Source organism: Arthrospiribacter ruber (genome assembly GCF_019343195.1).
In the GTDB taxonomy this organism is placed as follows: domain Bacteria; phylum Bacteroidota; class Bacteroidia; order Cytophagales; family Cyclobacteriaceae; genus Arthrospiribacter; species Arthrospiribacter ruber.
Genome location: NZ_RPHB01000006.1, coordinates 113,132 through 126,228 on the forward strand (window position 1 = coordinate 113,132; position 13,097 = coordinate 126,228).

Genomic DNA, 13,097 nt, shown 5'->3' on the forward strand with positions numbered 1-13,097 from the left:
TATGCTAAGCGCCGTAGTTTATCCGTATGTTGAATAAAGTATGCTTAATAATTTGCCTAGTATTTGGAGTTAGGCTTGAAAGCAATTCCCAGATTATTAAGGAGTTTAAAGTCGATGAAAAACACGGGTTTAATCTTATCCAACTCGACTTCAATGTTTATAAAGGAATATCAGAGATCCAAAGAAAACAAGGTGACAACCCTCTTCTTATTCACTGTGACCTTTCTAAGGTAAATATCCTTCCTACATTTTTTCACGAAAATGTCAATGGAGTATTGACAACCGCCCTTACTCATCGCAATGTGGAGTCAGAAAATCTAGGCAAAAGCCTTTCATACAAGCTCTTCTCCAATTCCAATGATGACTTTGACCACAAGTGGAATGTTGGACTCAACTCAAACTATCTATTCAACCTCAATTTCAATTTTGGGATAGGAAAAGCGAATTTTGACTTTTCCCATCTCCCTATTTCCAACTGCAAAGTAAATTCCACAAGTGCAGACATCAATTTGAATTACAGTAAAAAAATGGCCAATTCGGTCAAAATGGACACCTTAATGGTCAAAATCAATATGGGCAATCTTGAGGCAAGACATCTTAATTTTACAAATGCCAAACAAATGTTTTTTGAAGCCAACTATGGAACCCTGAACCTCTCTTTTTCAGATAAGATGCCGGAGGCTTGCCATATTTTTGCTACTGTTGGTGCAGGGAAAGTAGACTTGATACTTCCGGATGAATCCCAGCCTTTTATCCTCAAAATCAAATCCACAGCCATGTGCCGCACCAATGTACCCAAGTCACTTAAAGATATAGGCAACAAAACTTATGTCAGTAAATCATACCGCGAAGACGCCGAAAATCTGATGTCATTTGTGATAGATGTTTCTGTAGGTTCAGTCAACATCAGGTAAAATCCAGCAGTTTTGCTTATTTTTAGAAAAACTCAATCCTTTGGAAATTTTAAAAATTACAGGACTAAACAAAGCCTTCGGACGCAACCATGCGCTTACAGACATTGATCTCTCTGTACCCAAAGGTGCTGTATACGGCCTTTTAGGGCCAAACGGAGCAGGAAAAACCACTCTCATCAGGATAATCAACCAAATCATTGATGCCGACTCTGGCTCGATTTTTTTTAAAAATGAACTTTTGGAACCAAAACACATTTCCAAAATCGGTTATCTTCCCGAAGAACGTGGGCTTTACAAAAAAATGAAGGTCTGGGATCAATTGATATATTTTGCCAGACTTAAAGGATTAAGCGCTTCCGATGCAACAAAAAAAGTTGATTTTTGGCTTGACAAAATGAACATCAATAGCTGGAAAGAGAAAAGGATAGACGACCTCTCAAAAGGAATGGCTCAGAAAGTCCAGTTTATCTCTGCTGTTATACACGAGCCTGAATTTCTAATCTTGGACGAGCCCTTTTCGGGTTTTGACCCTGTAAATGCTGAAATCATCAAAAACGAAATTCTTGAGCTCCAAATGAAAGGAATTACCCTAATGTTGTCCACCCATAGGATGGAATCCGTAGAGCTGCTCTGCGACCATGTCGCCATGATCAATCGCTCCAACAAGATCCTTGATGGAAAACTCTCCGACATCAAGCAGCAATTTAGACCGCACGAATACAAAGTAAAATTAAAACCCTTTTCGGGTGAATTGCCAAGTGAGTGGAACATTGAAGAACATGCCGAATCAGTAAGCTTCAGCATCAAGCTTAACGGGACTCCAGTGAACAAGGTACTGACTGATCTCATGAGTTTCGGTGAAATTGTCAGCTTTACTGAACGGATTCCAAGTATAGAGGAGTTGTTCATCCAACAAGTAAAACACGAGTCCCATGGGTAAAGTATGGCTTGTCATCAAAAGGGAATACCTCTCCAGGGTTCAAAAGAAGTCATTCCTTCTGGCCACTTTATTGACACCACTGATTTTCCCGGCCATTATGGGGATATTCTTATGGATAGCGCTGGACGAATCCCAAGGATCAGCCCTGAGAATTATAGAAGTGGTGGATGAAAACAATATGTTTTTTATCGAAAGTTCGGAACAATACGCTTTCTCTTATTCGGATACTGACTTAGAAGAAGGCAAAAACCTGGTCAGGTCAGGAGAAAGGTTCGGCTTTCTTTATATCCCCAAAATAGAACTGTCAAACCCAAAAGGAATCATTTATTACGGAGACCGGAACCCCAGCATGAGCTTTATTAGCCACCTCGAATCAAACCTTAAAAGAAGGATAGAAGAACAAAGGCTTTTTGAATCGGGAATAGATCCAGAGGTGATTGCTGCTTATCGTACCCGTATCAGCATTCAATCAATCACTTTGGACAACAGCGGTGAGGAAAAGTTTTCTGATGCCACAGTGAATTATGCCATTGGTTTTTTCACAGGCATCCTGATCTACATTTTCATCTTTGTCTATGGCAATCAAATCATGCACGGCGTCATAGAAGAAAAGTCCAGCCGGATAGTCGAAATCCTTGTTTCCTCGATAAAACCATTTCAGTTGATGATGGGTAAAATCATAGGGATAGGTGCTGTCGGACTAACCCAGTTCCTGATCTGGATCGTATTGATTTCTTCGATTTCGATATTGGTAATGGGGTATTTTGGCATGCAGATGCCTCAGCAGCAAGCCATGGAATTAGCAAACCCTGAATTGCTCAACTCCATAAACGAAACCCCTGAATTATTTAACATTTTAAAGGTCATCAAAGAAATTAATTTTGTGAAGATTGCCCTTACATTTATATTCTATTTTATAGGAGGATATTTGCTTTATGGTGCATTTTTCGCTGCTATAGGTGCTGCAGTGGATGCCCCGTCCGAGGCCCAGCAGTTTATGCTTCCGATTACCATTCCTCTCTTGATTGCATATATGGGACTCTTTGTATTTGTACTCAATGACCCAAGCAGCAACGTTTCCTTTTGGTTGTCGGTAGTACCATTTACCTCTCCTATTGCTATGATGGGAAGGGCCAGTTACGGCATACCATTTTGGGACTTGGCATTGTCCATGTCATTATTGATTTTCGGGTTCTTGTTCAGCACTTGGATCGCCGGCAAGATCTACCGCATAGGCATCTTAGTACACGGCACCAAAGTGAATTACAAAACCCTTTGGAAATGGATCAAAACTGAATAAAAAAAACCGCAAATGCGGTTTTTTTTATTCCTCTGAAAAATTGAAGCTATCTACTTGCTCCTTGACCCAGTCTTTATATTTTAGAAGTCTGTATTCTTTCCACTTGTCGTTATATTTCCCAGAGCTATCTATGAGGAATTTAAAGCCTGTCGCCACTTTTGGCTTGCTCAAGGCATTGAACAGTTCATCCTGAAAGCCTCTTTCTTTCACTTCCCTCTCCGTGAAAACCTCCATCATCTGATGCTCCTGATTCAGTTCCATTTTGGTAAACTCCGCATAGTTGTCGGGATTTTCGTCGATTTCATCCAAGACATCTTCCTCTTCAGGAGTTAGGTCATAATTGAAGTAGTCCTCGTCATCAGGCATGTGGTGGATTTTTTTGTTATCAATCTGATAAAAACAAATCATCCCCTTAAGCAGAAGTCCTGCAATATTCTCTACTTCTTTTTCTGTTAGGGTTAGCATTTTTGAAAAGCTATGGTTTTTTAAGAAAATTAATTAACAGTAAATACAATATCAAATTTTTTATATACGGATATAAATGTTTTTGGTCATCCCTCTAAAAGCTCCTTTAATAAAGGCAAATTTAAGTCATGTCCTCCATCATAGTATCGTTTTTCAATATTTAATTTCATAGACTTCAGGATTTTCTCTTGTTTTTGTAAAGACTCTTCTGTAATAAACTCATCTCTGGTGCCCAGTGCTATATATGTCTTTGTTTTATGAAATTTGGTCTTTTTCTCATCTAGAATCAAATCATGAGCAAAACCTCCTCCCCAGAGCACCAAAGTATCTACTTCATAATCCAGATTGGAGACCCACCTTGAAGCAGTGGCCGCTCCCTGACTAAAACCAAGAATTTTTAATTTTGGAGGTTTTGGGTATTTCAATAAGAGAAGACGAAGGAGTTCGTCAAAATAATTTTGATTATTCCTGATTGCAGTTTCTCTTTCGTGCCTGGTCATCCAATTGGCACCAACTCTACCAGAAAACCCTTCTAAATAAGCATGATTGTTTGCTTCAGGCACCACTACCAACCGCTCTTCTTTAAAAATTGGGGCCAATTTTTTAAGAAAAAATTCAGCAAGCTGACCGTAACCGTGAAAGGCCATCAAAATTTCTGTCTCCTCCCGATTGACTAAATGTGAGAGCCAATAATTTGAGGTATATTCGAATTTAACCGTTGCTTTCATTATCCATTAAGATCATTAAACCTAAAAGGGAGTAATTGGTCAATTCCTCGTGCCCTAAGCAGTTCACCTTGAGGATTGAGCATCATTATTTCTATTGGGCTTCCAAACTTCACCTCATATTCGTTGATGGTTTGCCTGCATAGCCCACATGGTGTCACTGTAGCCCAAACTTGGTCATTTCTTCTTTTGGCCACTATTATAATTTTTATCGGCTTAGTATCTGGAAAATTCCCCATTGCATAGCTCAAAACAGCTCTTTCTGCACAAACTCCTACTGGGAATGACACGTTTTCCTGATTATTGGCCTCAAATAACTTTCCATTCTCCAAAAGTAAAGAAGCACCTACCATAAAATTAGAATAAGGTGCATGAGCATGGTCTACCACTCTTTTGGCATTTTCTACCATTTGTATTTCAATATCAGACCACTCTTCACGTGGTACAACTTCAAGTGACACTGTCAGCTTTATTTCTTTCCTCATCTTTAAAAATTAAAAAGGAACACAATTAACAAAATAATATCGGATTTGTTCTTCAGGGTCTTTTTTGGTTTGTAATTTTACTCTTACCATAATACTCCTTAAATATAAACCCAATCAACCTAAATGAAAAAAATATTGATCCTTGGAGCCGGAAAATCCTCCACATTTTTGATTGAACACCTTGCAAAAACAGCAGAATCCAAAAACAGAGAAATTATAGTAGCCGATCTTTCTGAAGAAACAGCCACCAAAAGAATTCAGGGCCTTCCACATACCAAAGCCATCCGGTTTAGCTCAGATGAGCAAATGGAAAGAGAAAACCTTATCCAAAGTGTGGATGTAGTTATATCCATGTTACCTGCTTTTCTTCATCCCATCATCGCCAAAGACTGTCTAAAGTACAACAAGCACCTCTTTACTGCTTCTTATGAATCGGCAGAATTAAAGAAGTGGAAAGAAGAAATAGAAAGTAAAAACCTTCTGTTTCTCAATGAATGTGGGCTTGACCCCGGAATAGACCACATGTCTGCCATGCAGATCATCGACAATCAAAAGGCGCTTGGCAATGAAATCATTTCTTTCAAATCATTTGCAGGAGGGCTGTTAGCACCTGAATCTGAAGACAACCCGTGGAAATACAAATTCACCTGGAACCCTAGAAATGTCGTCTTGGCTGGGCAAGGTGTGTCAAGGTTCATCCGAAACGGAAAATATAAATATGTCCCCTATCACATGCTTTTCAGGAGACTGGAAAAAATCACTTTTGAAGAAATAGGTGAATTTGAAGGATATCCAAACAGAGACAGCCTCAGCTACAGACCCATCTATGGGCTGGAAAACATTCCAACCATACTAAGAGGGACTTTAAGAAGGACAGGTTTTTGCACGAGCTGGGATGTCTTTGTACAATTAGGAATGACAGATGATTCTTTTGAAATGAGTTTACCGGAAGGCTTTACCAAAAGAATGTTTGTCAATTCATTTTTGCCATATCACCCAGATAAAACTGTTGAAACTAAAATTACGGAACTGCTCCCATGGGTGAATGAGGAGATTCTATCAAAAATTAAATGGACAGGCTTATTTGACAACACTGTATTGCCAAAATTAAAAGGCAGTCCTGCGTCTATATTACAACTGATTCTGGAAGAAAAGTGGGCTCTCAAACCTGAAGACAAAGACATGATTGTCATGCAGCATCAATTTGAAGTCAATACCGGAACCAAAACGAAAAAGATAATCTCAAGCCTTGTCTGTATTGGTGAGAATCAAGAACGAACTGCTATGGCTAAAACAGTGGGCCTGCCACTTGCTTTGGCTGTTGATCTGTTTTTAGATGGAAAAATCAAACAAAAAGGTTTGGTTTTGCCGATTTCACCTGAAATTTACATCCCCCTGCTTTCTGAGCTGAAAAAACAGGGGATTACTTTTAAGGAGAAAGAAGAAGATCTGGGCTGAAATCAATCAAAGCTCCAATTGGACGGAGGACTCAATGTAGCTCCGGGAACAGTAAGACAATCATCAGGAATAATTCTTGGGGTGGCACGAAACTCCAAGTCGCTAGGCTGTATATAAATAACTTTGGTCGCTACATCAGCCGCAATGAAATAACCCAAAACTGTTTCATCAGGATCATCTAAACTGATGATGTTACCACGGATATTGGCGGGTGGCTGATCAAAAACACTTCCGGTAATACTGAGCTGCTGATCAACCAATCTTAAGTACCTATGGGCATTTTGGGATATTCCCAGCTGTTTAAGTTCAGCACGGTAAGTATCCTTAAATCGCAATCCATTATCCTCTATAAAAGCAACAGGCCTTCTAGTCTCAAGACCATTAAAGTCTTCGTCTGAAGCCAAAGTGAAGCTTTGAATTCTATTCGACTCTACCAAGTAACATATAGCACAGCATTGTTTTGGAGCAGGTCCCCTAGGATCAGTGGGATGAGTGGGTGGGTTGGTATAAAGTTCTGGATTGGCAACCAGAACGAATGACCCGGGTGCTGTTCTCCAATAATAATAGTTTGTTTGGTCACCTGGATCTTTAAATTCAGCAATAAGCTGCACTCCTACCCTTGTTTCCAATCTGCTTTCAGTCGCTAATTCTACAGATCGTAAGGACACGTTATCAATAGGAGCAACCTGATTGACCCTCTCAGGAAAAGAAGCATATTCTCTTCCATCCTGCAACCTGATCTGTAAAGTATAAGCCAGCCCTAATTTGGCAGTGAAATTCTCAGGTGTTTCATAAATACCAGGTTCAATCTCCGTGAGGAAAGTAACCAAACCCTCACTATCTCTTACATTTACCTGCGCTTGTCTAACCGGCCTGATCAACCCTTCAAATACAGATCCGTAAGTGTCAGTTCTGGTCAGTTTGATCTGATGGGGCCCAGGGTCTGTTGTGATAAACCCTTCAATAGTAAGCAACTGTTCACCTTCTTCGATGTTCACATTATAGGGATCAATACAGGAAAGAGTAAAAAGAAATAATATATAAACTAATTTTCTAAGCATTTTAATCAGAATTTAAGCGAATAACTTAAGGTTGGGAGTGGAACTCCTAAGATAGCCAATCGGAAAGCCTGGGGAGGCGATCCCGGCTGATCTGCAAAAAATATGGAAAATGGATTTTTCCTTCCATAAGCATTCATGACCGCAAATGTCCACTCACCATCGTAAAATTTGCCCTCTCCCTGAAATTGGAAGTTCAATGACAGGTCCAAACGATGAAAATCAGGAATCCTTTGCAGGTTTCTATTCCTGAAAAAGGCAAGCGAATTGCCTGCAAAATCAAACTTAGCCTCAGGGAATGTGACAGGCCTTCCTGTACTGTAGGAGAAAGTGGCTGAAAGCGAGGTAAATGAGCTGATCTTGTAATTACCGATCAAAGTCAGGTCGTGAGGCTTATCAAAATTAGCAGGGAACCAGTTCCCATCATTTATAATCTCTTCTTCAAACGGGGTAATCACCCTTCTCAGAGCTCTGGAATAAGTGTAAGATGCCCAACCCGTAGCCCTTCCCAAGTTTTTCTTTACATAAAGCTCTAAACCATATGCCTGCCCTTGACCTGGGATGATTTCAGTTTCCAAATGATTCTGCATCAATAGCCTAGCCCCATCCTTATACTCAACCACATTTTGAATGTCCTTGTAATACACCTCAATGGATGTTTCAAAAATATTTCCTTTAAAGTTTTTATAAATACCTAAAGAGTATTGATCCACGATCTGCGGTCTCAAAAACTGATCACTCAGCTTCCAAACGTCTGTAGGAGCTATCGTTGCGGTATTTGAAATTAAGTGGATGAACTGATACATTTTATTGTACCCGGCCTTTATCGAGGTTTTACTATTGATACTGTACCTAATGGAAGTCCTCGGGCCCCAACCGTCATAAGTCTGTATGGTCTCTCCATCTGCATAGGTACGTTCTCCAATCACATTACCCTGGTTGAGGGGAAGATTTTCCGCATATTCTCTTACTGTTCTAGGACCAAAATATGAATAGGTATCATATCTTATTCCATAAGAGAAACCGAATTTTTCCCCAAACTCCAAATCATGTTGAAAGAAAAACCCGGACTCCATACCATATTCGTTCTGGACTTTTTGGGGAAGAATTCCTGACTCACCATTTCCCGAAGGAGTAAGCTCTCCGGGTTGAATCGTTATTCTTTTGGTATCAGCACCTATGTTAATCCTATTGTTTTCTCCCAATTGATAGGTGAAACTAAGCCTGGCACCTGTATCGATGATCCCTGAAGTCAAATCAAAATTGTTGATTCCGGATTGGTTGAAAATCGAAAAGTCATATAAGGTATGAAATCCGATAATATCTACTGAAGCCCTTTCTCCAAATTGACCTAGGTACCTCAGAGATTGACTTTGATTGGTCCAGGAAATTGTGGTATCTGAAGCCAGGGCAAAGTCATCATAACTCCTATAAAAACTGTAAGTAAGGTTATGATTTTCATTAATTTCTCCATAAAGAATCCCGTTGACATCATTAAAGTTGGCTTGACTTGTTCTCAAGTCAGGGTTATTGAGAGAATTTAAAAGCCAATTGATGTATGAGCCCCTAAAACTTAATTGGGCAGAAACCACATCCTTTACGACAGGTCCGTTGATCGAGGCTTTACCGGAAACTGTTCCTACCATCATGTCTCCTCCCCAATTTGTCAAGCTTCCCGATTTGGGAGCAATATCCAGGATTGAGGATCCCCTTCCCCCAAATCTGGCAGGAATCTGAGCCTTGTAAAGTGTAAAGTCATTGACCACATCCGGGTTGAAAGCTGTAAACAAGCCGAATAAATGGGTAGGATTATATACCGGAGCTCCGGCAAAAGTAATCAGGTTTTGATCTGCACCACCTCCCCTAACATTCAGGCCTGAGGAGGCCTCCCCTACCTGGCTCACACCAGGCAAGGTAGCTACTGATCTTATAATGTCTACTTCTCCCAAAAAAGGCGGAAGTTCTTTGAGGGTATTCATGCTAATGGAAATGGCACCCATTTCAGTACTTCTGATGTTTTTCTCAGGATCCCTACCAAAAATAACCACATCATCCAAAGTGAAATCTTCCTGGATCATCGTAAGATTTATCCTTCCCTCACCTACTGCCACTATCGGATAGATAATTGTCTCATAACCAACATACCTGAACTCCAAAATATATTCAGCTCTATCCAGATTTAATGTAAATGAACCATTATTATTCGTTACTTCAGTTTTATTCAGCTCTCTTACAGTTACCGTCGCTCCGACCAAAGCATCACCCGTGATTTCATCTATCAATCTACCTGTAATGCGGAGATTTTTCATTTCTCCAATATCTCTGCCCACCACGGTTCTTTTTTCTTGCGCCTCTACTATTCCTGATAAAAAGAGCTGAAGTAGTAGAACAATGGGTAAAATTTTTCTCATATTCATTTCATTAAAATGCAAAAGGATCGAATCTCCAGAATTCCACCGAACCACCGACTTGGCTTTCCGGGCTCCTTAAAAAGTAGATTACCTCATCTACCACATAAGCTCCCGCAATTCTCGCAAGGTTAGGTCCAGTAAAATCGTTTTTCCTTAACCAATTAAGTGTGTTCATATCTAATTCCCACATTTGACTGGACCTATTACCTAACCCCAGGAACACTTTGTTTCCCATATTTACTGCAAACCCATTTCCATTATTACCCAACTCACCAGGATATCTTCCAACAATAGTCCAAGAGTAGTCTTCTGGGCTGAACATGATCAAGTCTCTTGTTTCAGGATTGACAAAGTACTGCCTGTTTTGGTAAGAAAATGAGAAATTATTATTTAAAATCCTATATGGAACAGTTCCAACTATTGACCAATCCCCACTAGAAGGGTCATATTCATAAACTTCATTACCTTCGTCTCCACCAGCTAAATACAATTTGCCAGAAAGCTCAAATCCCTTTCCATTGATAAAATTAAAGGGAAGGTCTGGCAAAATTTCAAAGTTTCCATTTTCTAATTTGACAAAATCCCTTACTGGCAAGAATGGGAAAAAAGAGGCCGAACCTCCTCCGAAATAAGTATTGGAGGAAAAAGCCCTCCTTAGCACTCTTGATGGGGGATCAATCTGAATCCATTCAGATTCCCCAACATTATATTTCCAAAATGTATTATTTAATGCCGAACTTTGATCCGTGCCCATCCCGGAATAGAAGGTATTACCCTCTTGAAGGCTGACACCTTCTATATAGCGGACATTGCCCGGAAATTCAAAAAGCTTGGTATAGACTCCCGTACTATATTCATAATTTCCTTGAACCTGTAGCTCTCTTTCTTGAATGATCACTTTGACAGTCACTGAGCTCTCATTCCCAATTGGAGGAACCCTCACCCTCAAGACTGATTCAAAATCTATATCAAGAACTTCCGCCTCATTGTCTCCAAAAAAAACACGGACATCCTGTGTCAAATTCACACCTGTAATGGTCACTATGGTACCTGCCGCTCCATCAGTCGGACTGAAATTGAACACATTTGGGCTTAAGGTTTCTATATTCAATACATTTCCAAAAAGAATTCCATCTGGTAATTCTGCAAAAGCTTTGACAAAATATGGCCTTTCGATCGATAAGCCGCTTGTTTCGCCGATAAACCGCCCTGGATTCTCCCTAGCTCCTAGAGATATTATAATAGGTTGGGAAAAACCTTCATTATCAGAAATATAAAACCCGTGGTCGGAGGCATTGATAGCTTGGGTAGTTATAACCCTTCCTGATAACCTCATTCTTTCACCACTTACCAATAAGGCATCCTCTGTTACAATTGAAGGATTTAAATCTATCGGATCTTCACAAGAAAAAATCAAAATTGCTAAAAACAACCAAATTAAAGTCCTGGATACTACATTAATCATTTAACTCTTCATTTAGAAAGTTTTTAAAATTAAGTGAATATTCAATTTTAAAAAATTTTAAGCCTTATGCTTAATAAAAAAAAATTAAATAGTTTTAAAAAATGATCAAGAACGGACTCAGTATTTTTTTATACCATTCAGAATATACACCTTGATCATCTTTTATATTCACTTCTATTTCAGAATAATCCCCCTTACTTTTAGAAAAAAACGAAATATATCTAAAAACCCTTCCTTTATTTTTATTTTTTATAATTATGCTTTTACAATTGAAAAGTTGGGATTTTTCTGCCATAGCTTTGAAAACTTTCATTTCGTATTCCGGAAGAATCAGCCATAACTCTCCTTGTTCAGACAAAAGAGAACGAACTCCATCAAGCAATTCTTCAAAAGCCAAACTATCATTATGAATTGCTAGATTTCTTTTCGAATCTGGGGATTTGAGATGATTTGAGAAATATGGAGGGTTGCTGACGATCAGGTCAAACTTCTCTTCTCTAATAGGTGCAAAATCTTTAAAATCTGCTAACCTAAAACTGATCCTGTCTGCCCAAGGTGAGCGATTTGCATTTTCTTCTGCCTGCTTCCAAGCTTCCTGGTCAATTTCCACCCCTTCAATCTTCGCCTGCTCAAACCTTTGGGCCAGCATCAATGAAACCACTCCGGTTCCCAATCCAATTTCCAGTATCTTTTTAAAATCGCCCCCTTCTCCTGCCAATGCACCCAGCAATACTCCGTCAGTACCAACTTTCATGGCGCATTTATCCTGATAAATTTCAAACTGTTTGAATCTAAAAGGCTTGCTGCTCATTTTCTAAAAAATCAAATATTCCCTGATTCATATCCTATATCTGCAGGCAAAATTGGCTGTTCGGCTGCTGCTACCGCCAATTGGTCGCAGCGCTCATTTTCTATATTGCCCGCATGGCCTTTCACCCAGACAAATTTGGGCCTGTATTTTAAATGTAAAGGAATATATTTTCTCCAAAGATCAGGGTTTTTCTTATCCTTGAAGCCCTTTTTCTGCCAGCCCCAAAGCCATCCTTTTTCTACAGCATCCACTACATATTTACTATCAGAGTAAATAGTGACAGGAATCCCTTCCACCTTGATTTCTTCCAATGCCTTGATGACTGCGAGAAGCTCCATCCTATTGTTGGTAGTCAACCTGAACCCTTCTGAAAGCTCTTTCCGGTGCTGTCTAAATTTGAGCACTGCACCATAGCCTCCGGGACCAGGATTGCCTTTGGCTGCTCCGTCCGTATAAATTACAATCATTTACATTTATTAAAATAAGCCTGAATCTGAGCTCAGTGCTGTTTTGAAAATTTTAATGGCAATGGATAAAAGGATAATACCAAAAATCCTTCTTAACACATCCAAACCTGTTTTTCCCAACTTCCTTTCCAGCCAATTGGTACTTTTCAACACCACATAGACTATGCTCAAATTGATAATGATCCCGACCCCTATATTGAGTTGGGAATATTCAGACTTGAGGGTAAGAATGGTAGTCAGGGTACCCGCTCCGGCAATAAGCGGAAAAGCTATGGGCACTATGGACGCACTTGTGGTCGAGGCATCCGGATCTGGCTTGAACAGCTCAATTCCCAGTATCATTTCTGCTCCCAGAGCAAAAATGATCAGTGCCCCGGCTATCGCAAAATCCTCCACTCCTATTCCAAAAAGACCGAGGATTGATTTGCCAACAATAAGAAACAAAATCATCAACAAGCCAGCTGCAATCGTGGCTTTACCGGACTGTATATGCCCTACTTTTTTTCGCAGATTGATGATGATGGGTATAGACCCCAGAATGTCAATCACTGAAAACAATATCAGCGTCACAGAAAAGATTTCCCTGATGTCAAACATA

The 13,097-nt window shown here is 39.7% G+C and carries 13 protein-coding genes; 4 read left to right on the forward strand and 9 right to left on the reverse strand.

The window, feature by feature from the left end; all coding sequences use genetic code 11:
* Nucleotides 1-26 precede the first annotated feature (26 nt).
* From EGN73_RS13295 to EGN73_RS13305, 3 genes are read left to right on the forward strand one after another with little or no spacing between them, the layout of a single operon-like run.
* Nucleotides 27-914, forward strand: a complete 888-nt coding sequence (locus tag EGN73_RS13295) for a hypothetical protein (protein ID WP_219290650.1) — start codon at nt 27-29, stop codon at nt 912-914.
* A 40-nt stretch (nt 915-954) separates the two neighbouring features.
* The gene (locus EGN73_RS13300; protein WP_219290653.1) at nt 955-1,854 is read left to right on the forward strand and encodes an ABC transporter ATP-binding protein; all 900 of its coding nucleotides are present in this window, start codon (nt 955-957) and stop codon (nt 1,852-1,854) included.
* Entirely contained in the window at nt 1,847-3,154 is a 1,308-nt protein-coding gene (locus EGN73_RS13305; protein WP_219290658.1) for an ABC transporter permease, read from the forward strand. The genes EGN73_RS13300 and EGN73_RS13305 overlap by 8 nt, the downstream gene beginning before the upstream one ends.
* 24 nt (nt 3,155-3,178) lie before the next feature.
* On the opposite strand, the gene EGN73_RS13310 is transcribed toward EGN73_RS13305, so the two are convergent.
* The 3 genes from EGN73_RS13310 to EGN73_RS13320 all read right to left on the reverse strand — a co-directional run bounded on the left by EGN73_RS13310 (nt 3,179) and on the right by EGN73_RS13320 (nt 4,829).
* Complete coding sequence (locus tag EGN73_RS13310; RefSeq protein WP_219290661.1) at nt 3,179-3,619, reverse strand: UPF0158 family protein; 441 nt, start codon at nt 3,617-3,619, stop codon at nt 3,179-3,181.
* 86 nt (nt 3,620-3,705) lie between these two features.
* A complete protein-coding gene (locus EGN73_RS13315; protein WP_219290664.1) occupies nt 3,706-4,347 on the reverse strand; it encodes an alpha/beta hydrolase in 642 nt (213 codons plus the stop codon).
* Nucleotides 4,347-4,829, reverse strand: coding sequence for a cytidine deaminase (locus EGN73_RS13320; protein WP_219290666.1), 483 nt, complete (start codon nt 4,827-4,829; stop codon nt 4,347-4,349). The genes EGN73_RS13315 and EGN73_RS13320 overlap by 1 nt, the downstream gene beginning before the upstream one ends.
* A 123-nt stretch (nt 4,830-4,952) precedes the next feature.
* On the opposite strand from EGN73_RS13320, the gene EGN73_RS13325 reads away from it, so the two are divergent.
* Entirely contained in the window at nt 4,953-6,287 is a 1,335-nt protein-coding gene (locus tag EGN73_RS13325; protein WP_219290668.1) for a saccharopine dehydrogenase family protein, read from the forward strand.
* A 2-nt stretch (nt 6,288-6,289) separates the two neighbouring features.
* Here EGN73_RS13325 and EGN73_RS13330 read toward each other — a convergent pair whose 3' ends face one another.
* The 6 genes from EGN73_RS13330 to EGN73_RS13355 form a co-directional block, all read right to left on the reverse strand.
* Nucleotides 6,290-7,348 carry a DUF4249 domain-containing protein gene (locus EGN73_RS13330; RefSeq protein WP_219290670.1) on the reverse strand — a complete coding sequence of 353 codons (1,059 nt, stop codon included), beginning with the start codon at nt 7,346-7,348 and terminating at the stop codon, nt 6,290-6,292.
* Between the two features lie 5 nt (nt 7,349-7,353).
* Nucleotides 7,354-9,756, reverse strand: a complete 2,403-nt coding sequence (locus EGN73_RS13335) for a TonB-dependent receptor (protein WP_246611584.1) — start codon at nt 9,754-9,756, stop codon at nt 7,354-7,356.
* A gap of 10 nt (nt 9,757-9,766) precedes the next feature.
* A complete protein-coding gene (locus EGN73_RS13340; RefSeq protein ID WP_219290673.1) occupies nt 9,767-11,221 on the reverse strand; it encodes an IPT/TIG domain-containing protein in 1,455 nt (484 codons plus the stop codon).
* 94 nt (nt 11,222-11,315) lie between these two features.
* On the reverse strand, nt 11,316-12,032 hold the full coding sequence (locus tag EGN73_RS13345; protein ID WP_219290674.1) for a tRNA1(Val) (adenine(37)-N6)-methyltransferase: 717 nt from the start codon (nt 12,030-12,032) through the stop codon (nt 11,316-11,318).
* A gap of 11 nt (nt 12,033-12,043) precedes the next feature.
* Nucleotides 12,044-12,499 (reverse strand): ribonuclease HI, encoded by a 456-nt coding sequence (gene rnhA / locus EGN73_RS13350; RefSeq protein WP_219290676.1) that lies wholly within the window; start codon nt 12,497-12,499, stop codon nt 12,044-12,046.
* Between the two features lie 9 nt (nt 12,500-12,508).
* On the reverse strand, nt 12,509-13,096 hold the full coding sequence (locus tag EGN73_RS13355; protein ID WP_219290679.1) for a MarC family protein: 588 nt from the start codon (nt 13,094-13,096) through the stop codon (nt 12,509-12,511).
* Between the last annotated feature and the right edge of the window lies 1 nt (nt 13,097).

Coding starts and splice junctions, on each gene's coding strand:
- EGN73_RS13295 (WP_219290650.1), top strand. CDS start 27: ATGTTGAATAAAGTATGCTTAATAATTTGCCTAGTATTTGGAGTTAGG.
- EGN73_RS13305 (WP_219290658.1), top strand. CDS start 1,847: ATGGGTAAAGTATGGCTTGTCATCAAAAGGGAATACCTCTCCAGGGTT.
- EGN73_RS13310 (WP_219290661.1), bottom strand. CDS start 3,619: ATGCTAACCCTAACAGAAAAAGAAGTAGAGAATATTGCAGGACTTCTG.
- EGN73_RS13315 (WP_219290664.1), bottom strand. CDS start 4,347: ATGAAAGCAACGGTTAAATTCGAATATACCTCAAATTATTGGCTCTCA.
- EGN73_RS13320 (WP_219290666.1), bottom strand. CDS start 4,829: ATGAGGAAAGAAATAAAGCTGACAGTGTCACTTGAAGTTGTACCACGT.
- EGN73_RS13325 (WP_219290668.1), top strand. CDS start 4,953: ATGAAAAAAATATTGATCCTTGGAGCCGGAAAATCCTCCACATTTTTG.
- EGN73_RS13330 (WP_219290670.1), bottom strand. CDS start 7,348: ATGCTTAGAAAATTAGTTTATATATTATTTCTTTTTACTCTTTCCTGT.
- EGN73_RS13335 (WP_246611584.1), bottom strand. CDS start 9,756: ATGAGAAAAATTTTACCCATTGTTCTACTACTTCAGCTCTTTTTATCA.
- EGN73_RS13340 (WP_219290673.1), bottom strand. CDS start 11,221: ATGATTAATGTAGTATCCAGGACTTTAATTTGGTTGTTTTTAGCAATT.
- EGN73_RS13345 (WP_219290674.1), bottom strand. CDS start 12,032: ATGAGCAGCAAGCCTTTTAGATTCAAACAGTTTGAAATTTATCAGGAT.
- rnhA (WP_219290676.1), bottom strand. CDS start 12,499: ATGATTGTAATTTATACGGACGGAGCAGCCAAAGGCAATCCTGGTCCC.
- EGN73_RS13355 (WP_219290679.1), bottom strand. CDS start 13,096: ATGTTTGACATCAGGGAAATCTTTTCTGTGACGCTGATATTGTTTTCA.